22 protein-coding genes are annotated in these 23,496 nt (G+C 63.3%); 5 read left to right on the top strand and 17 right to left on the bottom strand.

Translation table 11 applies throughout. The annotated features are described in order from the left end of the window. Nucleotides 1–15 precede the first annotated feature (15 nt). The 10 genes from JM946_RS16285 to mhpT form a co-directional block, all read right to left on the bottom strand. The gene (locus JM946_RS16285) at nt 16–1,014 is read right to left on the bottom strand and encodes an aldo/keto reductase (RefSeq protein ID WP_203168397.1); all 999 of its coding nucleotides are present in this window, start codon (nt 1,012–1,014) and stop codon (nt 16–18) included. Beyond that, nucleotides 1,011–1,970, bottom strand: a complete 960-nt coding sequence (locus JM946_RS16280; protein ID WP_203168396.1) for a Gfo/Idh/MocA family oxidoreductase — start codon at nt 1,968–1,970, stop codon at nt 1,011–1,013. The genes JM946_RS16285 and JM946_RS16280 overlap by 4 nt, the downstream gene beginning before the upstream one ends. Then, nucleotides 1,967–2,812 carry a class III extradiol dioxygenase subunit beta gene (locus JM946_RS16275; RefSeq protein ID WP_203168395.1) on the bottom strand — a complete coding sequence of 282 codons (846 nt, stop codon included), beginning with the start codon at nt 2,810–2,812 and terminating at the stop codon, nt 1,967–1,969. Before JM946_RS16275 ends, JM946_RS16280 begins: the two co-directional genes overlap by 4 nt. Next, entirely contained in the window at nt 2,812–3,204 is a 393-nt protein-coding gene (gene ligA, locus JM946_RS16270; RefSeq protein ID WP_203168394.1) for a protocatechuate 4,5-dioxygenase subunit alpha, read from the bottom strand. The genes JM946_RS16275 and ligA overlap by 1 nt, the downstream gene beginning before the upstream one ends. A gap of 1 nt (nt 3,205) precedes the next feature. After that, nucleotides 3,206–4,096 carry an amidohydrolase family protein gene (locus JM946_RS16265; protein ID WP_230979741.1) on the bottom strand — a complete coding sequence of 297 codons (891 nt, stop codon included), beginning with the start codon at nt 4,094–4,096 and terminating at the stop codon, nt 3,206–3,208. 4 nt (nt 4,097–4,100) lie between these two features. After that, nucleotides 4,101–5,123, bottom strand: coding sequence for an amidohydrolase family protein (locus tag JM946_RS16260; RefSeq protein ID WP_203168626.1), 1,023 nt, complete (start codon nt 5,121–5,123; stop codon nt 4,101–4,103). A gap of 8 nt (nt 5,124–5,131) precedes the next feature. After that, nucleotides 5,132–6,025 carry an NAD(P)-dependent oxidoreductase gene (locus JM946_RS16255; protein WP_203168393.1) on the bottom strand — a complete coding sequence of 298 codons (894 nt, stop codon included), beginning with the start codon at nt 6,023–6,025 and terminating at the stop codon, nt 5,132–5,134. Beyond that, entirely contained in the window at nt 6,022–7,113 is a 1,092-nt protein-coding gene (locus JM946_RS16250) for a 4-oxalomesaconate tautomerase (protein ID WP_203168392.1), read from the bottom strand. Before JM946_RS16250 ends, JM946_RS16255 begins: the two co-directional genes overlap by 4 nt. A gap of 4 nt (nt 7,114–7,117) precedes the next feature. After that, nucleotides 7,118–7,801 (bottom strand): 4-carboxy-4-hydroxy-2-oxoadipate aldolase/oxaloacetate decarboxylase, encoded by a 684-nt coding sequence (locus JM946_RS16245; protein ID WP_203168391.1) that lies wholly within the window; start codon nt 7,799–7,801, stop codon nt 7,118–7,120. Nucleotides 7,802–7,892: 91 nt separating this feature from the next. After that, nucleotides 7,893–9,101, bottom strand: coding sequence for a 3-(3-hydroxy-phenyl)propionate transporter MhpT (gene mhpT, locus JM946_RS16240; RefSeq protein ID WP_203168390.1), 1,209 nt, complete (start codon nt 9,099–9,101; stop codon nt 7,893–7,895). A 179-nt stretch (nt 9,102–9,280) separates the two neighbouring features. Between mhpT and JM946_RS16235 the strand changes: the two genes are divergently transcribed. Further along, nucleotides 9,281–10,486: a LysR substrate-binding domain-containing protein gene (locus JM946_RS16235; RefSeq protein WP_203168389.1), complete on the top strand. Its 1,206-nt coding sequence runs from the start codon at nt 9,281–9,283 to the stop codon at nt 10,484–10,486. Nucleotides 10,487–10,526: 40 nt separating this feature from the next. Here the strand turns inward: JM946_RS16235 and JM946_RS16230 are convergent, their stop codons facing one another. The 4 genes from JM946_RS16230 to JM946_RS16215 all read right to left on the bottom strand — a co-directional run bounded on the left by JM946_RS16230 (nt 10,527) and on the right by JM946_RS16215 (nt 14,470). Beyond that, nucleotides 10,527–12,626 (bottom strand): TonB-dependent siderophore receptor, encoded by a 2,100-nt coding sequence (locus JM946_RS16230; RefSeq protein WP_203168388.1) that lies wholly within the window; start codon nt 12,624–12,626, stop codon nt 10,527–10,529. Nucleotides 12,627–12,716: 90 nt separating this feature from the next. Then, complete coding sequence (tadA, locus tag JM946_RS16225; RefSeq protein WP_203168387.1) at nt 12,717–13,172, bottom strand: tRNA adenosine(34) deaminase TadA; 456 nt, start codon at nt 13,170–13,172, stop codon at nt 12,717–12,719. Beyond that, the gene (locus tag JM946_RS16220; RefSeq protein WP_203168386.1) at nt 13,162–13,779 is read right to left on the bottom strand and encodes a carbonic anhydrase; all 618 of its coding nucleotides are present in this window, start codon (nt 13,777–13,779) and stop codon (nt 13,162–13,164) included. The genes tadA and JM946_RS16220 overlap by 11 nt, the downstream gene beginning before the upstream one ends. A 67-nt stretch (nt 13,780–13,846) precedes the next feature. Further along, the gene (locus JM946_RS16215; protein ID WP_203168385.1) at nt 13,847–14,470 is read right to left on the bottom strand and encodes a TetR/AcrR family transcriptional regulator; all 624 of its coding nucleotides are present in this window, start codon (nt 14,468–14,470) and stop codon (nt 13,847–13,849) included. Between the two features lie 129 nt (nt 14,471–14,599). On the opposite strand from JM946_RS16215, the gene JM946_RS16210 reads away from it, so the two are divergent. Genes JM946_RS16210 through JM946_RS16200 form a run of 3 tightly spaced genes read left to right on the top strand, consistent with a single transcriptional unit; the run spans nt 14,600 to nt 20,365 of the window. Continuing rightward, nucleotides 14,600–15,787 carry an efflux RND transporter periplasmic adaptor subunit gene (locus JM946_RS16210; protein ID WP_203168384.1) on the top strand — a complete coding sequence of 396 codons (1,188 nt, stop codon included), beginning with the start codon at nt 14,600–14,602 and terminating at the stop codon, nt 15,785–15,787. Between the two features lie 2 nt (nt 15,788–15,789). Next, nucleotides 15,790–18,954, top strand: coding sequence for an efflux RND transporter permease subunit (locus tag JM946_RS16205; RefSeq protein WP_269141020.1), 3,165 nt, complete (start codon nt 15,790–15,792; stop codon nt 18,952–18,954). Then, nucleotides 18,947–20,365, top strand: a complete 1,419-nt coding sequence (locus tag JM946_RS16200) for an efflux transporter outer membrane subunit (RefSeq protein WP_203168383.1) — start codon at nt 18,947–18,949, stop codon at nt 20,363–20,365. Before JM946_RS16205 ends, JM946_RS16200 begins: the two co-directional genes overlap by 8 nt. Nucleotides 20,366–20,379: 14 nt before the next feature. Here JM946_RS16200 and JM946_RS16195 read toward each other — a convergent pair whose 3' ends face one another. Further along, on the bottom strand, nt 20,380–20,664 hold the full coding sequence (locus JM946_RS16195) for a hypothetical protein (RefSeq protein WP_203168382.1): 285 nt from the start codon (nt 20,662–20,664) through the stop codon (nt 20,380–20,382). Between the two features lie 170 nt (nt 20,665–20,834). On the opposite strand from JM946_RS16195, the gene JM946_RS16190 reads away from it, so the two are divergent. Continuing rightward, nucleotides 20,835–21,968, top strand: coding sequence for a zinc-binding dehydrogenase (locus tag JM946_RS16190; RefSeq protein WP_203168381.1), 1,134 nt, complete (start codon nt 20,835–20,837; stop codon nt 21,966–21,968). A 3-nt stretch (nt 21,969–21,971) separates the two neighbouring features. Here JM946_RS16190 and JM946_RS16185 read toward each other — a convergent pair whose 3' ends face one another. Both JM946_RS16185 and JM946_RS16180 read right to left on the bottom strand, forming a co-directional pair. Then, nucleotides 21,972–22,685 (bottom strand): glutathione binding-like protein, encoded by a 714-nt coding sequence (locus JM946_RS16185; RefSeq protein ID WP_203168380.1) that lies wholly within the window; start codon nt 22,683–22,685, stop codon nt 21,972–21,974. A gap of 102 nt (nt 22,686–22,787) precedes the next feature. Beyond that, the gene (locus tag JM946_RS16180) at nt 22,788–23,453 is read right to left on the bottom strand and encodes an HAD-IA family hydrolase (RefSeq protein ID WP_203168379.1); all 666 of its coding nucleotides are present in this window, start codon (nt 23,451–23,453) and stop codon (nt 22,788–22,790) included. Nucleotides 23,454–23,496 lie beyond the last annotated feature (43 nt).

Genomic DNA, 23,496 nt, shown 5'->3' with positions numbered 1-23,496 from the left:
CGACGAACTTCTTTGTCAGCCGGCGCGCGGGGTCTCTTCCGTGTCGATCTCGGCTAGTGTCTCCGGGGCGTAGCGCGGGCCGCTGACGGTGTCAGCGTTGATGAGCGGTTCGAGCGTTTGCAACGTTTCCGCGGAAACGTTGACGTTTGCGGCGGCGAGGTCCTCTTTGAGATGCTCGAGCGAGGTGGTGCCGACGATGGGCAGCACGAAAGGCGCTTTGCTCAATAGCCATGCGATGGCGAGCTGCGCGGGCGTGCAGCCTGCTTGCCAGGCCACGCGATTGAATTGATCGAGCAGCTTGCGATTGCGGCCGAAGTGCGGCGATTGGAATCGCGGCATGGCGCGCCGGATGTCCTTTTCCACGAAGTCACGTGGGTCGGTGACGCTGCCGGCGAGAAATCCTCTGCCGAGCGGCGAGAACGCGACGAGGGCGATATTCAGCTCGCGACAGGCAGTCAGCAAGTTGATCTCAGGATTTCGGGTCCACAGCGAATATTCGCTCTGCACGGCCGCGATCGGATGCACGGTGTGCGCCTTCCGCAGCGTCTGCGCGGAAACCTCCGATAACCCGACGGATCGTATGTGACCTTCCCGAACGAGATCGGCGAGCGCGCCGACGCTCTCCTCGATCGGCACACGCTTGTCCCAACGATGCAGGTAATAGAGATCGATGACATCGGTGCGCAGCCGACGCAACGAGTCCTTGCAGGTCTGCTTCAGCATCTGCGGCCGGCCATCGATGACCCGCTTGCCATCGACGCCCGTCATCCCGCACTTGCTGGCCAGGAATATGCGCTGCCGGAACGGCTGCAACGCCTCCCCGACCAGCTCCTCATTCCGGCCGAAGCCATACAACGCCGCCGTATCGAAATGATCCACCCCGAGATCCAGCGCCGCATGCAACAACGCCTTGCCCACCGCCGGCTCCGGCGGCACGCCGTACGCATGACTGAGATTCATGCACCCGAGCCCGACTTCGGCCACGGCTCGGCCGGCAAGGGTTCGCCGATTCATTCCTGCGCCTGCAACTGCTGTTCCAACTCATGCAGCGTGCGATAGCACGGCAGCACCTGATGCACGCTCGAGTTGGGCTCGCGTTGCTCGCGGATGGCGGCGAAGAATTCGCGGTCCTGCAGCTCGATGCCGTTCATGGAGACATCGACCTTGGACACGTCGATCTTCTCTTCGCGGCCATTCACCAGATCGTCGTAGCGGGCGATGTAAGTACCGTTGTCGCAGATGTAGCGGAAGAACGTTCCCAACGGCCCATCGTTGTTGAACGACAGGGACAGCGTGCAAATCGCCCCGGACGAGGTCTTCATCTGAATCGACATGTCCATGGCGATGCCAAGCTGCGGATGCTTCGGCCCCTGGATCGCATGCGCAATCGTGATCTCCTCGCCTGTCTGATAGCGGAACAGATCCACCGTATGCGCCGCGTGATGCCACAGCAGGTGGTCCGTCCACGACCTGGGCTGGCCCAATGCATTGGTATTGGTGCGACGGAAGAAGTACGTCTGCACGTCCATCTGCTGAATCTTCAGCTCACCGGCGCGCAATCGTTTGTTCAGATACTGATGCGAAGGGTTGAAGCGCCGTGTGTGACCGACCATGCACACCAGCCCCGTCTGCTTCTGCAGATTGGCGACCGCCTGCGCATCCTCCCAACGATCGGCGAGCGGAATCTCCACCTGCACATGCTTGCCCGCCTTCATGCAGGCGAGCGCCTGCGACGCATGCATCTGTGTCGGCGTGCACAGAATCACGGCATCGACATCGGGACGCGCCAGGCTCTCCGCAAGCTCGGTCGTCACATGACCCACCGAGAACTTCTTTGCGACCTCCTGCGTCTTGTCCAACTCGCGCCCGACCAACGAGGTCACCTGCACGCCCGCGATGTTCTGCATGCCTTCCAGATGCTTGACGCCGAAGGCGCCCGCGCCGGCCAGCGCGACTCTGATGGTGCTCATTGCGAATTCTCCAGAATCAGGTGCCCGACGGCCGTGTTGCTCGCCGGCACATGGTAGAAGCGGTGCGCCACCCGAGGCGGCTGGTCGCTCATCGCCCCGCGCGCGATCAGCCACATCACCAGCTCGATGCCTTCGGAGCCCGCCTCGCGCACATATTCGATGTGCGGCACATCGGCGAGCTGCTCGGGCTCGGCAATCAGGCGATCCAGGAACTTGTTGTCCCACTCGCGATTGATCAGTCCCGCACGCGGCCCTTGCAGCTGATGGCTCATGCCGCCGGTGCCCCAGATCTGCACCTTCAACGGCTGGTCATAAAGGGCCACCGCCTTGCGAATGGCGCGACCGAGATTGAAACAGCGCCGCCCCGACGGCACCGGGTACTGCACCACGTTGACCGCAAATGGAATGACGGGGCACGGCCACTCGGCCACCTGACCGCACATCAGCGACAAAGGCACCGTCAGGCCGTGATCCACATCCATGCGATTGATGATGGTGAGATCGAAGTCGTCCTGAATCACCGACTGCGCGATGTGCGCGGCCAGCTCCGGATGACCTTTCACCACCGGCACCGGTCGCGGCCCCCACCCCTCGTCCGCCGGACGATACTCGGCCGCGCAGCCGATCGCGAAGGTGGGAATGAAGTCCAGGCTGAACGCGGTCGCGTGATCGTTGTAGACCAGGAAGATCACATCCGGGTTGTTGTCCTTCATCCAGGCCTGCGAGGGCTGGTAGCCCGCGAACAGCGGCTTCCAGTACTCCTCGCCGGTCTTGCCGAGATCCAGCGCGGCGCCGATCGCAGGGACGTGCGAGGTATAAACACTGGCGGTAATGGTGGCCATCAACGATTCTCCCGTGGATCACGCACCGGGCTGCCCGGCGCGCGCCCTCCTTGCAACATCATCCTGGCGTATTCCTCTTGCGTCATGCCAGTCATGCTGGCCGCCATGTATTGAAAGCTCTTGCCGTCGGTGGCGCCGATCTTGGCGAGGAAATAGATGTTGCCGCCGAGCTCGATGCAGCGATTCAGATCGCGCGCCAGGACCGCTTCTTTCTGTTCCTCGCTCATCGGCCACTCGTCCAGATAGGCGCGCTCGTCGGCTTTGAAACGCTCGCGGTTCTCCGCCTTCATCAGCGACATGCAGAACTGATTCAGGTGATACCCCTTGCGCGCCTGATCGGCATCGAAAATGGTCGTGCCCGGCAGGCCTTGGTAGGGTTTGTCCAGCGCCATATCAGCGACTCCAGTACAGGGCCATCGGATTGTCCACCAGCAGCTTACGCTGCAACTCGACCGTGGGGGCGATCTTCGGAATGAAGTCCACCAGCTTGCCGTCGTCCGGCATATGCGACTTCATGTTCGGATGCGGCCAGTCGGTGCCCCACAGCACGCGGTCCGGAAATGTTTCAACCACACGGCGCGCGAACGGAACCACGTCCTCATAGGCGTCCGGGCCGCGCTTCGACAGCCGCTCCGGACAGCTCACCTTGGACCAGAAATTCGGGTTCTCACGCAGCAGGCGGATGAACAGCTCGAACTCCGGACCGTCGAGGGGTTGAGTGACATCGGGCCGCCCCATGTGATCGACCACCACCGTGGTCGGCAGCGACGTGAAGAAGTCATACAGCTCCGGCAGCTCCTGCGCCTCGAAGTAGATGACGATGTGCCAGCCCAAGGGTTGGATGCGCTCGGCGATCGAGCGCAGCACTTCGCGCGGCGTGGTGTCGACCAGGCGCTTGACGAAGTTGAAGCGCACACCGCGCACACCCGCAGCGTCGAGCGCCCGCAACTCTTCGTCGGTCACATCGTGCTTCACCGTCGCGACGCCGCGTGCACGTCCGTTCGATGCTTTGAGCGCATCGACGAGCGCGCGATTGTCGGCGCCGTGGCAGGTCGCCTGCACGATGACGTTGCGCTCGAATCCCAGGTAATCCCGCAGCTCCCACAGCTTCTCCTTGGGCGCATCGCAAGGGGTGTACTTGCGCTCGGGCGCGTACGGAAACACATCGCCCGGCCCGAACACGTGACAGTGCGCATCCACCGCGCCCGGCGGCGGCCGGAACGCCGGCTTGCTGGGCGAGGGATGAAACACGAGCCAGTCGCGATCCATTTGAAACGCCGCCATGAGCTTATTGACCTCGCGCCCGCAGAATCGCGTCCAACTTGGGGAACACGCGCCGCGCATTGCCTTCGAAGATGCGACGCTTGTCGGCCTCCGGGATGCTCAAGGCGTCGATGTAACGCTTGGTGTCGTCGAAGTAGTGCCCGGTCTGCGGATCGATGCCACGCACCGCGCCGACCATCTCCGAGCCGAACAGAATATTCTCGATGTCGATGACCTTCACCAGCAGGTCAATGCCGGGCTGGTGATACACGCAGGTGTCGAAGAACACGTTCTTCATCACGTGCTGATCCAGCGGCGGGCGCTTGAGCATGTCCGCAAGACCGCGATAGCGACCCCAGTGATACGGCACCGCGCCGCCACCGTGCGGAATGATGAACCGCAAGGTTGGAAAATCCTTGAACAGGTCGCCTTGAATGAATTGCATGAACGCCGTGGTGTCGGCGTTGATGTAGTGCGCGCCGGTGGCATGAAAGTTGGGATTGCATGACGCCGACACGTGAATCATGGCCGGCACGTCGAGCTCGACCATCTTCTCGTAGAACGGATACCAATGTTTGTCGGTGAGCGGCGGCGCGTTCCAATGACCGCCGGACGGATCGGGATTCAGATTGCAGCCCACGAAGCCCAGCTCCTTCACGCACCGCTCCAGCTCGCTCACCGAATGCGAGATGGGCACGCCTGGCGATTGCGGCAGCTGACACACGCCCACGAAGTTCTGCGGATACAGATCGACCACGCGCTTGATCAGATCGTTACAGGCGCGCGTCCACTGCTGCGAGACCTCCTCATCGCCCACGTGGTGCGCCATGGCCGAGGCGCGTGGCGAGAAGATCGTGATATCGGCGCCGCGCTCCCTTTGCAACTTGAGCTGGTTCTTCTCGATGGTCTCGCGGATCTCATCGTCGCTGATGCGAGCGGGCGTCGGCGACGGCGCTAAAGGGTCCTTCAGCCGCGCCAGCTGCTGATCGCGAAACTTCTGGTGCGCATCGGGCGCAGTCGTGTAGTGACCGTGACAATCGATAATCAGCATGACGTTTACTCCGCCGTGTTCTCTGCGTGGGCGCGCGCCAGCACCGCATCCAGCATCGGTTCGAGGTCTTCGATCGCGGCCGCGTCACGATACGCCGCGGCCCAATCCTGGCGCTGCGCCGACGCCGCGCTCATGTGGGGTTGCATGCCCGCTTCACGCACGGTTTGTGCGACTTCGCGCATCTCCTCGGCTCGGCGGCGACCGTGAATCAGCGAGCGCGAGATCATGTAGCGCGCCAGGGCCGACCAATCGGCGGCCGGGAACAGATTCCGCAGCGAATCGATCACCGTGGCCTCCACACCGTAGTGACGCGCGGCGAGCAGCGACTCGGTCAGCAGAGACTCCATGCCTTTTATCATCACGCTGCGACACATCTTGGCCGCGGAGGCCCGACCGATCTGATCGGAAAAGAACCGTGCGCCAGTGAAACCCAGCTGCTGCGCGAGTGGCAGAAACTGCTCCGCGTGTTTACCGCCGAACAGCATCGGCGAGCCGACGCGCTTGGGCGAGATGGGCGACATGATGGCGGCCTCGACATAGCGCGCGCCGCCGACATCGATCAGATCCGCCGCCTGGGCCTTCACACCGGGCGAGACCGAATTCACATCGAGGAAATATCCGCCCGGCTTGACCGCGCCTGCGACGGAGCGAGCGGCGGCGAGATCCTGAGCGGCGGTTACGGCGCTGATGATCAAATCCGCCTCGGCCGCGGCTTCAGCAGCGCTCGCTGCCATACGCACATCGGCCGCTTTCGCCGCCTGCGAGCATGCGCTTTGCGGATCCTGAAACAGCAGGTCGAATGCAACGAGCCGAGTCACGCCCGCCGCACGGAAATCCGATGCCAGCGTCTGCCCGACTTCGCCGAAGCCCAGCAGGCAAATCCGTTGGATCGCGCTCATGAGCCGCTCCACAGCGCGCCGGGCACGAACACTTCGCCACTCATGAGCTTGCGCGCCGTGCGCAACAGCGCAGAGCGACGCACGTCGATCTTGCCGGCATCGATTTCGACTTCGATATCGACCGTGAAGAATCCCGTCGGATGCTCGACCTCGATGCGCTTGGCGGCCCCGTCGCCTTGAAGCTTCGTGACTTCCGCGGCCACCGAGCCGGGGATGACGCAGGCCGTGGCGACACTCACGGCGCCCAATACGCCGATGCTTTCATGCACCCGATGCGGGATGAAGGTGCGAGTCGAAATCGCGCCTCCCTGACGGGGCGCAGACACCAGGCACATCTTGGGAACTGTCTTCCTGGTGACATCGCCCAGGTTCATGCGAGGGCCGACCGCAAGCCGGATCGCTTCGATCCTGGACTTCAACGTCGCGTTGCTCTCCAGCTGCTCGGGTGTTTCATCGCCAGAGACGCCAAAGTCTCCAGCGCGCAGCACGACGACCGGCATGCCGTTATCGATACAGGTCACCGACACGCCGTCGATCTCATCGACCGCCGAGCCGGTGGGCAACAACGACCCGCAACTCGATCCCGCCACGTCCAGGAATTCCAGAGGAATGGCTGCGGCAGTGCCGGGCACGCCGTCGATGCGCGCCTCGCCTTCGTACTCAACGGCGCCGTTCGGCGTCGGCACGTGAGCCACTGCAATGCTCGCCGTGTTCAACATGTGAATGCGCACCGGCGTCACATCGCCGTGGATGGGCACGAGTCCCTGCTCGATGGCCCAAGGCCCGACGCCGGCGAGGATGTTGCCGCAGTTCTGGCTGTCGCTGACCTCGGCCTTGTCGACCACCACTTGCAGGAACAGATAGTCCACATCGGCGTGACCAACGGTCGATTTGCGAATGATCGCGACCTTGCTCGTCAGCGGATGCGCACCGCCGACGCCGTCGATCTGCCGCACGTCCGGCGAGCCCATCGCCGCCAGCAGCAGTCGATCGCGACGTTCGCGCTCGGCAGGGAGGTCACGCTCGTGGAAGTACAACCCCTTCGAGGTGCCACCGCGCATCAAGGTGCAAGGAATCGACTTCAGCATGGCGTCATTCCAGCGAATCGACGTACTTCAGACCTTTCTCCGCCAGCCGCTGACGCATGCCATAGATGTCCAGGCCGAGCTCGCCGGCTTTGAGCCGCGCACGCACGCCCGCTTCCTTCTTCTCGCGCGCAGTCGATGCTTCCAGCACGCTCGCCGCCTTCTCGCGTGGCACGACACACACGCCGTCATCGTCGGCGACGATGACGTCGCCGGGCTTGATCGCGGCGCCGGCGCACACGATGGGCACGTTGACGCTGCCCAATGTTTCTTTGACCGTGCCCTGGGCGGACACGAACTTCGACCAGACCGGAAAGCCGATAGCGGTCAGATCTTTCACGTCGCGAACCCCGGCTTCGATGATGAGCCCGCGCACGCCGCGCGCCATGAGCGAGCACGCCAGCAACTCGCCGAAGTAGCCCGTATCAGAGGCCGAGGTCGGCGCGACCACCAGGATGTCACCTTCACTGCACTGCTCGACGGCGACGTGGATCATCCAGTTGTCGCCCGGCGGAATGCTTACAGTGACGGCCGATCCAGCAATGCGTGCGCCGGCGTAAATCGGACGCATGTACGGCGCCAGCAGACCGGTGCGGCCTTGCGCCTCGTGCACGGTCGCGACCCCGGACTCGGCCAATCCATCGATCACACGACGCTCGGCCCGCTGAATCTTTGTGACTACCACTGACATTTCATCCTCCACGCTCAAGTGTCGCGCCAGCCTGCCCTGCCCGGCCAATTCAATTTCTCGCCAGGCTATTAGGGAACGCTATAGAGCTGCATCACTCCGCCGGCCGTCGGAAAAAGCTCAAGCCCAACACCGCCGCGCCCGCGAGCGCAGCCACCGGGACCATGTATTGCACGACGCCGCTCGCGCTCATGCCCGATCCCAGCAACATGCCTGCCAACAGCGGACCGACGAAGGAGCCGACGCGACCGACGGCAACGCTCGCGCCGGAGCCGGTGCCTCGCACGCTCTTCGGGTAATAAGTGGCCGCGACGCCGTATAACGCGTAATTCGCGCCGAGCAGGAAGAATCCCGCCGCGCCGCTCAATAGCAATGTCATTTCCAGGCCGCTCGCAGCGCTGAGAGCAATCAAGGAAACGATCAAGCCGAGATACGCCGAGACCATCGGCCAGCGCGTATCCAGTCGATCCACCATTTTGCCGAACACCAGCGCGCCGGCCACGCTCGCAAAGTTGAAGGCCAGCGACGCTTGTGGCGCGACCGAGCGATCCAGCCCGTTGGCCACCACCAGGGTCGGCAGCCAGTTCAAGATGAGATAGAGAATCAACAGTGTCGGCAGGAAGGCCAGCCACAGCAGCAACGTCACGGGCGTGCGGCCGTCGGCAAACAACGCCGCGAACACGTTGGTGCGTGGCTTGCCCGCGAGGCTGCTCTTGTCGAGGGTTTCGGGCATCAGGAAATAGATCGCCGGGGCCAGCAGCAGCGGCAGGATGCCGCCAATCTCGAACAACACGCGCCAATCGAAATCCGGCGGCAGCAACTGGGTCAACAGCGCCGACGTGCCACCGCCCAGCGGCATGCCGCAAAACATGACGGCGGCGGTCGAGGCTCGCTTCTCCGGCGCGCTCACTTCGGCCGCGAGCGCCATCATGTTGGGCAGCGCGGCGCCGAAGCCCAGCCCGGCGCAAAAACGCACCACGAAAAACGCCCAGAACGTGCCGACCAGAGAGGTGAGCAAGGTGAAGATGCCGAACGACACCACCGCGCCGATGAAAACCGGCTTGCGACCCACCCGGTCGGCCAGCCAGCCGCCGCAGCTCGCGCCGATCACCAGGCCGATGTTGCTGATGGCGAAAATCCAGCCCATTTCCGCAGGGTTGAAGCCGAACTGCGGCGCCAGCCGCGGCGCGGCCACGCCCATCGCCTGGATATCGAAACCTTCTACCACGGCGACGAGGAAGCACAGCGCCACCGTGATGACCACGTTGGGCGCCTGGACGAGCGCGGTCCGCTCTTGAAGCATTGCAATCCCCCAGCTGATGACTCGCGGGCCGCGAGCCGGTTTTGTTCCCTGCGACAGAACTCGGCGGCCTGCCCCACTGATCATTCTGTGGCAACGGCGCGCCAGGCACCTATTCAAAGTCGCGTCGTGGTATTAGAGATTGCTATAGTGGTCAGGGCAATCGCAGCCACGCTCGGACCATGGCAATACCCAATCTACGCCACCTGCAGGCCTTCCACGAAGTCGTGCTGAGCGGCAGCATCAGCGCCGCAGCCATGAACATGCATCTGACACAATCGGCGGTCACCCAGGCGATTGCCGCCATCGAGCGGTATTTCGGCGCATCGCTGTTCACTCGAACCAGCTCGGGCATGCAGCCGACGCCGGCCGGCGCAATCTGTGCGGATCGTATCGCGCGGGCGCTCGGCCAGCTCCGAGACGGAATCCAGGAGCTGGCGAAAGTTGAACAGAGCACCGCCGAGCGCGAGCAACTGTTTCGACGCGTGAGCGGCGCCCAGCTGGCCTCGCTGACCAAGCTCGTCGAGTTCCGTAACTTCACCCATGCCGCCCGCGCAAGTGGCGTATCCCAGCCCACCATGCATCGCGCTGCGCGGACGTTGGAGCAAACATTGGGCGCAACGCTGTTCGAGAAGACCAGCTACGGCGTCGTGCCGACACGCGAGGCGGAGAAACTTTCGCGCCGGGCTCATCGAGCTTTCGTAGAGATCTCACAAGCGCAGGCGGACATCGATGCACTGCGCGGTCGCGAGTCCGGCAGCACCGTCATCGGCGCGATGCCGCTCGCCCGCAGTTTCCTGCTGCCCAGCGCGCTGATTCAATTCACGCGCGAGCACGCGGAACATGCGGTCTCCATCATGGAAGGCACCTACGAGCATTTGCTCGCCGCGCTTCAATCCGGCCAGGCCGATTTTCTGATCGGCGCATTGCGCGATCTGCGCATCAGCGCCGGCATCGTTCAGGAGCACCTGTTCGACGATCCTTTGTCGATCGTGGTTCGCGCCCAGCATCCATTGGCCAGGCGCCGCAAGCTCACCGCCGCCGATTTGTCGAGCTATCCCTGGATCGCACCGCGCGCCACCTCGCCTTTGCGTGTGCATTTCGACGCGTTGTTCAACGATCTCGGCATCGAGCCGCCACAAAGGTTCATCGAATGCAATTCGCTGGGCGCGGCGCGCGCCTTCCTCATGGAAGGCGATCACATGATGCTGTCATCGAACAACCAGGTTCACTACGAGCTGCAAGCCGGCATGTTGGTGTGCCTGCAGCACCCGGCAGGCACAGTCGTACGAAACATTGGATTGACCGTGCGGGAGGACTGGCGTCCGACTCAGACGCAGGGGCGCCTGCTTACAATTCTGCGCGAGACCGCGCAACAACTGGGATGAAGCAAGCGGAGCGGCATGACGCCGCTCCGCGTCAGCCATACTAAAATTTGTAGCCCACGCCGAACTCGTAGTTGCGGGGCGCGGCGTAATAGCCCACCTGATACAAGCTGGTGATGTACTTCTCATCCGTGATATTGCGCACGTTCGCCCGCACGTGCAGATTCTGCGTGACATCCCACCGCGCGAACGCATTGAGCGTCGTGTAGCTGTCCTGCCGGATGACCACGTTGGTGTACTCATCCAGCTTGGAGATGTCGCTTTGCCAGCGGCCATTCACGCCGAACGACAGCGCCGTGAAGCTGGGCAGACGCGCGCTCAACGCGATGTTCGCGGTTCGGCGGGGCACCCACTCGTAGACATCCTGATCCTGCTCGTCTTCGAGCTGCAGCGTGGTATAGCCGAGCACCAGATTGACATGCTCACCGATGCGACCCACGACCTCCAGTTCGATGCCCCTGGAATTCACATCGACGCCTTCGTAGTAGTACTGCCCGTCCGGGTGCTGACCGGCGAAAGTGGCCAGATCTTCCTGCTCGGCTTCGAACAGCGCCAGGGTGGTCAGCAAGCGCTCATCGAGCCATTCGGCCTTCAGGCCCACTTCGTAGTTCAAGCCCTTGGAGGCCACCAGATAGCGATCGTTGATGTCGTACTGGTCCTGCGGCTGATAGATATCCGAGTAGCTGCCGTAGACCATGAGATTGCCGAGCAGCTGGTACGTCAGACCGGCGTACGGGCTGAGCTCGCTTTCGCGCTGATCGAACAGCACCAGGCTCTGATGACCGTCGCGCTGATACTCGGAATAGTTGAAGCCGACGATGGCGCGCAGCTTGTCGGTGACGTTGAAACGCGTCGCGCCGAAGGCGCGCTTGAGCGTCTGCTCTGTGCGGCTGTCCACTTGGGCCGCGCCCCACACCGGCTCGGCGAAGGCGTCGCCCGGATAAGGAAACGGCGGCAGCTCGCCCCAGGCGGGATCGTTCACATCCACGGGCCGGAACAATTGCAGATGTTCGCTGCTCGAGTGATTGAGGCCGAGCATCGCCTCGTGCTCGCGGCCGAACAGCTCGAACCTGCCGCTCAAGGACAGCTCGAACATGTGCGCCTCGTCCTCGGTGGGCCAGCTGCCCGGAAAGCCCCACAGTCCCAGGCCGGTCTCGCGATCGATGCCTTCGTTGGTGAAGGCGAAGAACAACTTGCTGTCGTCCTGGTACTTGCGATAGTTATAAGTGAGCTTCAAGTCCCAGGCGTCGGCGAGCGCGAAGGTATATTCGGCGAACGCCGTGGTGTTCTCGGTGTCCCAGAACGTCCAATCGAGCGCGGTCGACGCGCTGCGGCCGAACTCGGCCTGGGTGCCATCGGTGTATGCCAGCACCAGCGCGCCCCACATATTTCCATCGGTGTTCGCATCCTGGTAGGACGCGCCGAGCGTCAACGTGGAGCGCTCACCGAGCTGACCGTCCACCACGCCGTAAACGAAGGTGCGATCGTTGCTCAGGCCGCGCACATAGGAATCTTGATCTTCGCTTGCGACCACCAGCCGACCCGCCCACTTGCCATCGGCGGTGAACGGCGTCGAATAGTCGGCCTCGACCCTTCGCTGCTCGAACGAGCCGGCGCTCAATCCGATGCTGCCCTGGGCAGAGTTGGTGGGACGCTTGCGAACATAGTTGATGGTGCCGGAGGAATTGCCCACGCCGGTCAGCAAGCCGTTGGCGCCGCGAATCACTTCGATCTTTTCGTAGCCGAAGGAATCCATGGCGCCGTGAACGATGCCCCAGTCGTTGGGCAGGCCGACGCCGTCGACCTGAGTGTTCTTGATTTCGAAACCGCGCGCCATGTAGTTGGTGCGGTTGGTTTCCCATTCCTCGACGTTGATGCCGGTCACCAGCCGCAACGCTTCGTTGATGTCGTCGGCGCCGAAGTCGTTCATCTGCTCGGCGCTCACCACACTGATGGATTGCGGCGTCTCGGCAATATCCATGTCCAGACCGGTGGCGCCCTTGCTGACGCGATCGGCGCGCTTGGCGGTGATCACCAGGGTTTCGAGCGTCTGCCCGGCCAGATCTGTGGGGGATTGGGCGTAACTTGCGCCACTGGCGGTGGCGACGGCCAGCGCCACGGCCCTTCTGACTCCGATTCGCATTGTGGTCTCCAGCGTTCCTGAACGGATCTGGCTGGCTGAGGTTCGGTGCGAACCGGGGCTGGCTGACAGCTATATTACCGCAAAAAGCGCTCAGCGCCGCGCGACGAAAAACGCCCTGAGCAGGGCCGCGCAATCCTCGCCGAGCACGCCGCCTTCACATTCCAGCCGATGGTTCAGGACCGGATGTTGGGTGATGTTGAAGATCGAGCCGGACGCGCCGGCCCGCGGGTCGGTGGCGGCGTACACCAGACGTTTCACCCGGGCATGAACCATCGCGCCGGCGCACATGGCGCACGGCTCCAATGTTACATAGAGCGTGGTGTCCAGCAGTCGATAGGTCGAGAGATTCTGCGCAGCGGCTCGCAGCGCGATGATCTCGGCGTGCGCGGTCGGATCGTTGGTGCTGATGGGTCGATTCCAGCCTTCGCCGACGATGACGCCGTCCTTGACGATCACCGCCCCGACGGGAACCTCGCCCGCGCCTTCAGCCTGGCGCGCCAGTTCGATGGCGCGCGCCATGAAAGTCACATCCGCGTCACACGCCATCGAAGAATTCGACCACACCTGTTTCGAGAGAATATTCGGCGCCGACCACCATCAGGCCCTCGTGGCGGATCAATTGCTCGAGCACCGCCGAGCCATGCCGCAAGTGATCGACCGACGCGCGCACGTTGGAGCGCACGGCGTGTTTCACCAGCGAAGGAAGATCGTTCTTGAGCTCGGTCTTGAGCAGGGTTTCCACCGAGGGGCGCACGCGATCCACGATGGAGCGCAGGTTGATGGATTGATTCTCCGCCGGCCGCTGCAACTCTTCGATGGTCGCGAGCACCGCGCCACAGGTGGAATGTCCCAGCACCACCACCAGGCGCGTGTTGAAGCGCGACGCGGCGAACTCGACGCTGCCCACCTGCGAAGGCGCCACGACGTTGCCGGCCACGCGAATCACGAACAGATCGCCCAGCCCCTGATCGAACACGATCTCCGCGGGCACGCGTGCATCCGAGCAACCGAGAATGATGGCGATCGGCTGTTGCTGCTGAATCAGCTCCACGCCTCGGGCCAGATTCAGGTGCATCTCACCGCTGCCGATGCTCGACACGAATCGATGGTTGCCGTCGCGCAAGCGCTGCAGCGCTTCTTGAGCAGAGATCATTCTACGACGCCCTCCGGAGCCGGAACCCCGGCTGAATTGATGATGGTGAGCGTGCAATTGTAGCGGGCTAGGGCAAGCCCCGCTCGCCCATGCCGGGAAACACCCGCTCGAGCGCATCTCGATAAATGCTTTCCAGCAGCGCCGGCGCGGCAATCTGTTCGGTCACGCTGCGAAACGCGCTACCCTCCGAGAGCACCCTGACGAACTCCACTCGCGCCTCGGCCTCCTCGAGCGAAAGCTCCGGGAACATGGCCCTGACGAGCTCGACCGCTTGATCGCGAAGGCGCCGATCGGCGGCGCGGGCGATTTCGGCGACCGCCGGATTGCGAGTGGCCTCGGCAGTGATTTCCAGCAGCAGGACGCGTTCGCTGCGCTCGTCCTCGGAGGCATCCACATGACCGCGATGAGCAAAGCGAGCCGCGAAGTCGATCCGCCGATCCTTGTCGATCATCCACTCCACACGGCGCGCCACGATGTCCTCCACGATGGCGTGGATGATGGCTTCCTTGCTGGGAAAGTAGCGATAGATCTGACCGACGCTCATGTGCGCTTCGGCCGCAATCTGGCCCATGCTGGCCGCGTGGAACCCGTGGCGGACCACGCAGGCGCGCGCCGCGGCGACGATCTGGTCGCGTCGGACCTGATCGCGTAACTGCTTGACCGGACGTTTGTTTTCCTTAGGCAAAGCCATGTTCACAATGTTTTCACAATCTGCCTCTGGGCGCGCGCCCGGGGGCTCGGGCATACTAGAGTGAGAATGAACGTTCACACTCAGTTTCGACCGCAGATTAGTTCAATGTCTTTTTCGCTGTCCAGCCCAATGTCCCGCCCCACTGCCAAATCACTGACTCGATTCGCGCTTCTGCTCTTCACCTTCGGCGTGGGCTTGACCGGTTGTGGGAAAGACCAGGCCGGCGGTCCGCAGCGCCCCGCCACAGAGGTGGGCTACATCACCGTCCAGCCCCAGCCGCTGGTGCTGCAGTCGGAGCTGGCCGGCCGAACCCGGCCCTATCTCATGTCCGAGGTGCGGCCGCAGGTGTCGGGCATCATCAAGTCGCGTCGCTTCGAGGAAGGCGCGCAGGTCAAAGCCGGCGAGGTGCTCTATGAAATCGATCCTGCGCCGTATGAAGCCGCGGTGGCTGAGGCGAAAGCCGCCCTCGCCAACGCCAAGGCCGCGGTCGATGCCGCTCGCTTGAAAGATCAGCGCTACAGCGAGTTGCTCGCCATCGAAGGCGTGTCACAGCAGGAAGCGGACGATGCCAAGACCGCGCATGCACAGGCAGTCGCCCAGGTCGCACAGATGCAGGCGACGCTCGCGAGCGCGCAGATCAACCTGGAATACACCCGGGTGCGCGCGCCGATCTCCGGCCGCATCGGCATCTCCTCGATCACCCCCGGCGCGCTGGTCACCGCCAATCAGGAAACGGCGCTGGCCACGATTCGCACACTCGATCCCATCTATGTGGACATGACGCAGTCGAGCGCGGAGATGCTGAAGCTGCGCCGGCTGATGGGCGAGACGGGCATGAAGTCCGGCCGCGCCAAGGTGCATCTGAAACTGGAGGACGGCTCGGCGTACCAGCATCCCGGCTCCATGAAATTCGCCGAAGTGGCGGTCGATGTTTCCACCGGCTCGGTCACCTTGCGCGCCGAGTTCCCGAATCCCGATGGCGTGCTGCTGCCGGGAATGTATGTTCGCGCCGTGCTCGATCAGGCAACCAACACGCACGCCATTCTTGCGCCTCAGCAGGGTGTCACTCGCGATTTGAAAGGTAACGCCACGGCGCTCGTGCTCACGCCCGACGACAAGGTCGAGCAGCGCACGCTGGTGGCCGAGCGCGCCATCGGCGATCGCTGGCTGATCAGCCAGGGCCTCGCAGTCGGCGATCGGCTGATCGTTGAAGGCACCAACAAGATTCGCGTCGGCGACACTGTGAATCCCGTGGACGTAGGCTCCGGCGCCAAGGCCGCGGCCGCCGAAGCCGCCCCGGCCACCTCGGGAGGCTGATCATGCTGGCAAAATTCTTCGTCGGGCGTCCCATCTTCGCGTGGGTGATCGCCATCGTCATCATGCTGGCCGGCACGGCGGCGATCACGTCGCTGCCGGTCGCGCAGTACCCGGATGTCGCGCCACCGACCGTCGCCATCAGCGCCACCTACGTCGGCGCGTCGGCGGAAACGGTTGAAAACAGCGTCACTCAGGTCATCGAGCAGCAGCTCACGGGCCTGGACGGTTTGTTGTATTTCTCCTCCTCCAGCAGCTCGAACGGTCAATCGTCCATTCAAGTGACCTTCGACCAGGGCACCAATCCGGACACCGCTCAGGTCCAGGTGCAGAACAAGGTGCAGCAGGCGCTGCCGCGTCTGCCCTCCTCGGTGCAGCAACAGGGCGTGACGGTCGTGAAGTCACAAAACGACTTCCTCATGATCGTGGCCGTCGCCGACACGACCGATCGCGCCACGGCCAGCGATCTCGCCGACTTCCTGGTCAGCAATCTGCAGGACCCGATCGCGCGCGTGCACGGCGTCGGCGGCGTGCAGGTGTTCGGCTCGCAATATGCGATGCGCATCTGGCTCGATCCGGCCAAGCTGCTCTCCTACAACCTGATGCCGAGCGATGTGCGTGCCGCGATCGAATCGCAGAACACGCAGGTGTCGGCCGGCAAGATCGGCGGGTTGCCCTCACCGCCCGGGCAGCAGCTCAACGCTACAGTGACGGCGCAATCGAAGCTGCAAACGCCCGAGCAGTTCCGCGCCATCATCGTGAAGCACGATACGAGCGGCGCGACTGTACGACTCGGCGATGTCGCTCGCGTCGAGCTCGGCAGCGAAAGCTACGACTCGGTGCCCCGGGCCAACGGCCATCCCGCCTCCGGCCTGGCGGTGAAACTGGCGCCCGGTGCGAATGCGCTCACCACGGCGGAAGGCGTGCGCAAGGTGGTCGATGAGCTGCGCCCCTCGCTGCCGGAAGGCTATGAGCTCGGTTATCCGCGCGACAGCACCGCATTCATCAAGATCTCCATCGAAGAGGTGGTCAAGACGCTGATCGAGGCCATCGTGCTGGTGGTCATCGTGATGTTCGTGTTCCTGCAGAACTGGCGGGCCACGCTGATCCCGGCCATCGCCGTGCCGGTCGTGCTGTTGGGCACGTTTGGTGTGCTGCAGGTGTTCGGCTATTCCATCAACACGCTGACCATGTTCGCGATGGTGCTGTCCATCGGCTTGCTGGTCGACGACGCCATCGTGGTGGTGGAGAACGTCGAGCGCATCATGCGCGAGGAAGGTCTCGGGCCTCGCGACGCCACGCTCAAATCCATGAGCGAGATCACGCCGGCGCTGATTGGCATCGCCACGGTGCTCTCGGCGGTGTTCCTGCCCATGGCGTTTTTCAGCGGCTCCACCGGCGTCATCTACCGGCAGTTCTCGATCACCATCGTGTCCTCGATGATCCTGTCGGTGGTCGTGGCGCTGATCCTCACCCCGGCGTTGTGCGCACAGATTCTGAAGCACGTGCATGGCGAACAGGAGCAAAGGGGCTTCTTCGGCTGGTTCAATCGCAACTTCGATCGCGCGGTGAATCGCTACGAGCACGGCGTGATCAAAGTGCTCAAGCGCCCGCTGCAGGGCATGCTGGTGTTCGGCGCCATCACGCTGGCGATGGGCTTGCTGCTGTTGCGCTTGCCGACCGGCTTCTTGCCCACCGAGGACCAGGGCCAGGTGATGGTGCAGTTCACGCTGCCGCCCGGCGCGTCCATCTCGCGCACGGTGGAAGTGGCCAAGACCATCGAGAAATATTTCCTCGAGAACGAGAAGGACAACATCAACACGATGTTCACGCTGTCGGGATTCAACTTCAGCGGCAGCGGCCAGAACGCCGGCATGGCGTTTCTGAACCTGAAGCACTGGAACGAGCGCAAAGGGGCCGAGAATCGCGCCGACAACATCGCGCGGCGCGCGACCATGGCGTTCTCGACGATTCGCGATGCGCAGGTGTTCTCGCTCAATCCGCCCTCCATCGCCGGTCTCGGCCAGTCGGGCGGCTTCGAATTCCAGTTGCAGGCCGGCGCCGGCACGGATCGCGAAACGCTGAGACAAATGCGCGATGAGTTGCTCAACCACGCGCGCGCCGACGCCACGCTCTCCTCGGTTCGTCTGGGCGCGCTGCCGGATACCCCGCAGCTGCATGTGGAGATCGATCAGGCCAAGGCGAGCTCGCTCGGCTTGTCGCTCGCCGACGTCAATACATCGCTCAGCGCGGCGTGGGCCGGCATTTATGTGAACGACTTCATCGATCGTGCTCGCGTGAAGCGCGTGTACATGCAGGCGGACGCGCCGTTTCGCTCCTCGCCCGAGGATCTGGCGCACTGGTACGTGCGGAGCGAGTCCGGCACGATGACGCCCTTCTCCGCCTTTGCCACCACCCAGTGGACCTACGGTCCGGAGAATCTGAGTCGCTATAACGGACTGGCTTCCTATTCCATCCAAGGCGCCGCCGCTCCCAGCGTGAGCTCCGGTACGGCCATGGACAAGATGGAAGAGCTGGTCGGCAAGCTGCCGCCAGGCGCAGCCTTCGACTGGAGCGGCCTGTCATATCAGGAGCGGCTGGCCGGCGGACAGAAGCTGCTGCTCTATAGCATTTCGATTCTGGTCGTGTTCCTGTGTCTCGCCGCGTTGTATGAAAGCTGGTCGGTGCCGTTCTCGGTGATGCTCGTGATCCCGCTCGGCGTCGTCGGCGCGGTGCTCGGCGCCACGCTGCGCGGGCTGGAGAACGATGTTTATTTCCAGGTCGCGCTGCTGACGACCATCGGTCTGTCGGCCAAGAACGCGATTTTGATCGTCGAGTTCGCGGAAGCCGCTTACATGCGCGGCGCAAGCCTGGTGGATGCAGCGGTCGAAGCGGCCCGGCTGCGTCTGCGTCCCATCATCATGACGTCGCTCGCGTTCGTCGCTGGCGTGATGCCGCTGGCCGTGTCCACCGGTGCGGGCGCGAACAGCCGTATCTCCATCGGCACTGGCGTGGTCGGCGGCACATTGACGGCGACGGTGCTCGCCATCTTCCTGGTGCCTCTGTTCTTCGTTCTGGTGCGCAAGCTGTTCAAAGATCGCTCCGATGTCGTGGGTGAACCGGAGAGCGCCGGCGTGCGCGTGCAGGGCGAAGGAGCTCAACATGCGTAATGTTTCTTTGATGCTGACTGCGGCGGTGTCCGTGGTGTTGGCCGGCTGCACCCTGGCGCCGCGCTACGAAAGACCCGCGGCTCCCGTGGCGGAGACCTGGCCCAGCGGCGCCGCCTATGACCCGGCGTTTGCGAGCGAGAAGACGGCGGCGGATCTGCCCTGGCGTGAGTTCATCCGGGATGAAAAGCTGCAGAAGGTCATCGAGCTGGCGCTCACCAACAATCGGGACCTGCGCAGCGCGCTGGCGAATATTCAGGCGGCTCGGGCTCAGTACCGTATCCAGCGCGCCGATCTGTTTCCGCAAATCAACAGCGACATCAGCGCCACGCGGTCCAAGAGCGTCAACACTTTTACTGGCGCGGGCACGCCGATCGAGAACGAGTTCTATACGGCCAGCGTTGGCTTGAGCGCGTTCGAGATCGACTTGTTCGGTCGCGTGCGCAGCTTATCCAGGGCGGCGCTCGAATCGTATCTCGCGACCGAAGAGGCGGCCCGGGCGACGCGCATCAGCTTGATCGCCGAGACGGCCAGCGCCTACCTCACATTGGCGGCGGACAACAGCCAGCTGGAGCTGGCTCGTCGAACGGTCGAGAGCGCGCAGCGTTCGATGGAAGTGACCCGCAAACGTTTGGAAGCCGGTGTGTCCTCGCGGCTCGACGTGAGGCAGGCCGAGACGATCTATCAGCAAGCGCGCGCCGATCTTGCGAGCACGACCGCTTTGATTGCGCAGGACAGGAATGCGCTGGAGTTGCTGACGGGCGGACGGGTGCCCGATGAGCTGCTGCCGGCGCAATTGCCCGAAAACCATCAGTGGCTCACCGATGTGCCAGCGGGTTTATCTTCCTCCGTGCTCCTGTCACGGCCCGATGTCCTGCAAGCCGAGCATCAGTTGAAATCGGCCAATGCAAATATCGGCGCGGCGCGTGCGGCGTTCTTCCCTTCCCTGTCGCTCACGGCGAGCACCGGCCTTGCCAGCACCGAGCTTTCGGATCTGTTCAGCGATGGCGGATCGATCTGGTCGGTGGGGCCGAGCCTGACGCTGCCCATCTTCAACGGCGGCGCCAATATCGCGAACCTTTCTTATGCCAAGGCCCAGCGCGATCTGTATGTCTCGCAATATGAGCTGGCCATACAAACCGCATTCAAGGAAGTCGCCGACGCCCTCGCCGTCCGCGGCACCATCCAGGAACAACTCGACGCCCAACGCGCCCTCGTCGATGCCGCCGCCGACAGCTATCAACTGGCGGAAGCGCGCTACACCAAGGGTGTCGATACGTTTCTAAACGCGCTCGACGCCCAGCGCACGCTCTATAACGCCGAGAAGTCGCTCGTGTCCGCCCGCCTCACGGCCAGCAACAACGTCGTCACCCTGTACCGCGTCCTCGGCGGCGGCCTCAACGATGGCGAATAAGCGTCCGCACGCGCTCACTTCTTTTTGGCCGCCCTGCGTTTGCCGCCGGACTTCGTCCGGGCGGCTTCGCGCGTGACTCCGGAGGTCTTGCCGGAGGCGCCTCGCTTCGAGGTTCGGCTGGCCTTCTTCTTCGAGGTCTTCTTCTTGGCGGCCTTCTTCTTGGAGGCCTGAGGCCAGCCCTTCTGCATCTGCTCATAGGAGTCCTTGCTGACGCTGGAGCGCGACTTGGGCCGACTCTTGCCGGCGCGCTTGCGGCGGTTGATGTTTGCAACCAGAGAATTCTTGCGTTTGCTCGCCATGCGACACCCCATGAGCAGTTGACGGAGACTCGGGTTGCCGGGTAACGCCCGGCGACGCGTTCGGTTCGCCTGTCGGTACAAATCGCGCGCGCGTGACCCGGAGTGCGTTGGCGCGAGCACGTGGTGTACCCTGCCCTGAAACCACCTTCACAAACACCGCGAGCACCGTCATGAGCAACACCAATCTGCAGCTGCGATCCCTGATCACGGCCGGCGGCGAACTGCAACTGTCGCTGCGGCAGTCGCAGATTCCCGAGCTCGCCGCGGATGAGGTGTTGATTCGCGTGCTCGCCTCGCCCATCAATCCGTCCGACCTGGGGCTGCTGCTCGGTCCGGCGGATCTTTCCACAGCTCGCGCGGGCGGCACGCCCGACAGTCCCACCCTCACTGCGAAGATTCCGCCGCAGTCGATGAACAGCGTGGCGCAGCGAATCGATCAATCGATGATGGTCGGCAATGAAGGCGCCGGTGTCGTGGTCAAGGCCGGCGCCGATGCGCAGAAGCTGCTGGGCAAAACGGTCGCCGCGCTGGGTGGCGGCATGTACGCGCAGTATCGCGTCGCCAAAGCGGCTGCCTGCCTGGTGTTGCCGGAAGGCACGACGCCGGCGGAAGGCGCCTCCTGCTTCGTCAATCCACTGACGGCGCTCAGCATGGTTGAAACGATGCGTCGAGAGAATCACACCGCATTGGTGCACACTGCGGCCGCGTCGAATCTCGGTCAGATGCTCAACAAGATCTGTTTGAAGGACGGCATCGCGCTGGTCAACATCGTGCGCAGCGACGAGCAAGCCGCAACGTTGCGCGCGCAGGGCGCAGAGCACGTCTGCAACAGCACGTCATCCAACTTCATGCAGGAGCTGACCGATGCGATCGCGACCACGGGGGCGACGCTGGCCTTCGACGCCGTCGGCGGCGGCAAACTCGCCAACCAGATCCTGATCTGCATGGAAGCGGCCATTCTGCGCAAGAGCACCAGCTACAACCGCTACGGCTCGCCAGTTCACAAACAGGTGTACGCCTATGGCGTGCTCGATACGCGCCCCATCGAAATCGATCGCAGCGAAGTGGGCATGGCGTGGAGCGTCGGTGGCTGGCTGCTCACCTGGTTCCTCGAGAAGATCGGTCCGCAGGCGACGCAGAAATTACGCGAGCGCGTTGCCTCCGAGTTGAAGACGACGTTCGCCAGTCACTACACCGCGGAAATCTCGTTGATCGAAGCGCTGCAGCTCGAGGTCATCAAGGCCTACAACCGACGCGCGACTGGCGAGAAATATCTGATCAATCCCAACAAGGGCGAGCAGTAACACTCAGCTCTTGGACGGCCGCGGCGGAATGGTCAGTCCCGTTTCGACTGCCGGCCGCCGCAGGAACGCGTTCAGCACCCGCTGCACATTGGGGAAGTTCTTGAAGCCCACCAGCTCGGCCGCTTCATAGAAGCCGACCAGATTGCGCACCCAGGGGAAGATGGCGATGTCGGCGACGGTGTACTGATCGCCCATCATCCAGGTCTTGTTCTCCAGATGTTTGTCGAGCACGCCGAGCAGGCGCTTGGACTCGTTGACATAGCGATCGCGCGGCCGCTTGTCTTCGATCTCCTTGCCGGCGAATTTATGAAAGAAGCCGACCTGGCCGAACATGGGCCCGATGCCGCCCATCTGAAACATCACCCACTGCAGCGTCTGATAGCGCAGGATCGGATCCTGCGGAATCAGCTGACCGGTTTTCTCGGCCAGATACATCAGGATGGCGCCGGACTCGAACAGCGGCAGCGGCTTGCCGCCCGGCCCGTTCGGATCGATGATGGCGGGGATCTTGTTGTTCGGACTCAGCGACAGAAACTCCGGCGACAACTGATCGTTGGTATCGAAGCTGACTCGATGCACTTCGTACGGCAGACCGATCTCTTCCAGCGCGATCGATACCTTCACGCCGTTGGGCGTGTCCAACGAATACAGCTGCAACCGATCCGGGTGCCGGGGCGCCCACTTCTTGGTGATCGGAAAGGCTGAAAAATCTGCCATGGCGAACTCCTTGCTGGAGTCGACATTGTCGCACTATCCGAGCGCTACGCGAGCGCCCGGCGGCAGAATAAGTGTCATGTCGGAATTTCCGTGAAACTTATGTCATCGAAGCTGTAGACGGCCGTCGTCGCGCACGCTGGCATGCAAGCTCCTGAAATCCGCACGCGTCGGGTGAGGCGTCTCGAACGGATGCTGATGAGTGGCGGTGATGACGACGACCGCAGCTCCCGCCGCCTCGCCTGCCCGAATGCCGGCAGGCGCGTCTTCGAACACGGCGCAATCATCCGCGGTCCAGCCCAGTTTGCGTGCGGCGAGTTGATAACACGCCGGATCAGGCTTGCCGCGCGGAATATCTTCGGCGGTGATGAACACCTCCGGCGCAGCAATCCCCGCGGCTTCCAGGCGACGAACTGCAAGCGCACGCGGCGCCGAGGTGACGATGGCCCACCGATCTTTCGGCAGCGTCGCCACAAACTCGCGCGCGCCGGGGATTGCGTGCACGCCTGCGACATCTTCAATTTCGGCGAGTGTGATCGCCTCCGCTTCGGCTTCCGGATCCACGCCAGGAATATTCAGGCGTCGCACCGAGTCGACCGCGCGTCGTCCGTGGATATCCGGTAAAAAAGTCCGAGCGTCGATGCCGAACTGCGCGGCCCAGCGGGTCCAGACTCTTTCGGCCGCCTCGATCGAGCTCAGCAGCGTGCCGTCCATATCGAACAGGAGCGCCGCGAACGAGCGGCCCTGAAACAGAGCATCCAAATCAGTCATCCAGCGCGTTGTCCAAAGTCGCGCGTAAGGTAGCACGCATCGA

It is taken from the genome of Steroidobacter gossypii (genome assembly GCF_016801985.1).
GTDB classification, from domain to species: Bacteria; Pseudomonadota; Gammaproteobacteria; order Steroidobacterales; family Steroidobacteraceae; genus Steroidobacter; species Steroidobacter gossypii.
This window is presented reverse-complemented; position numbering and strand designations above follow the sequence as displayed.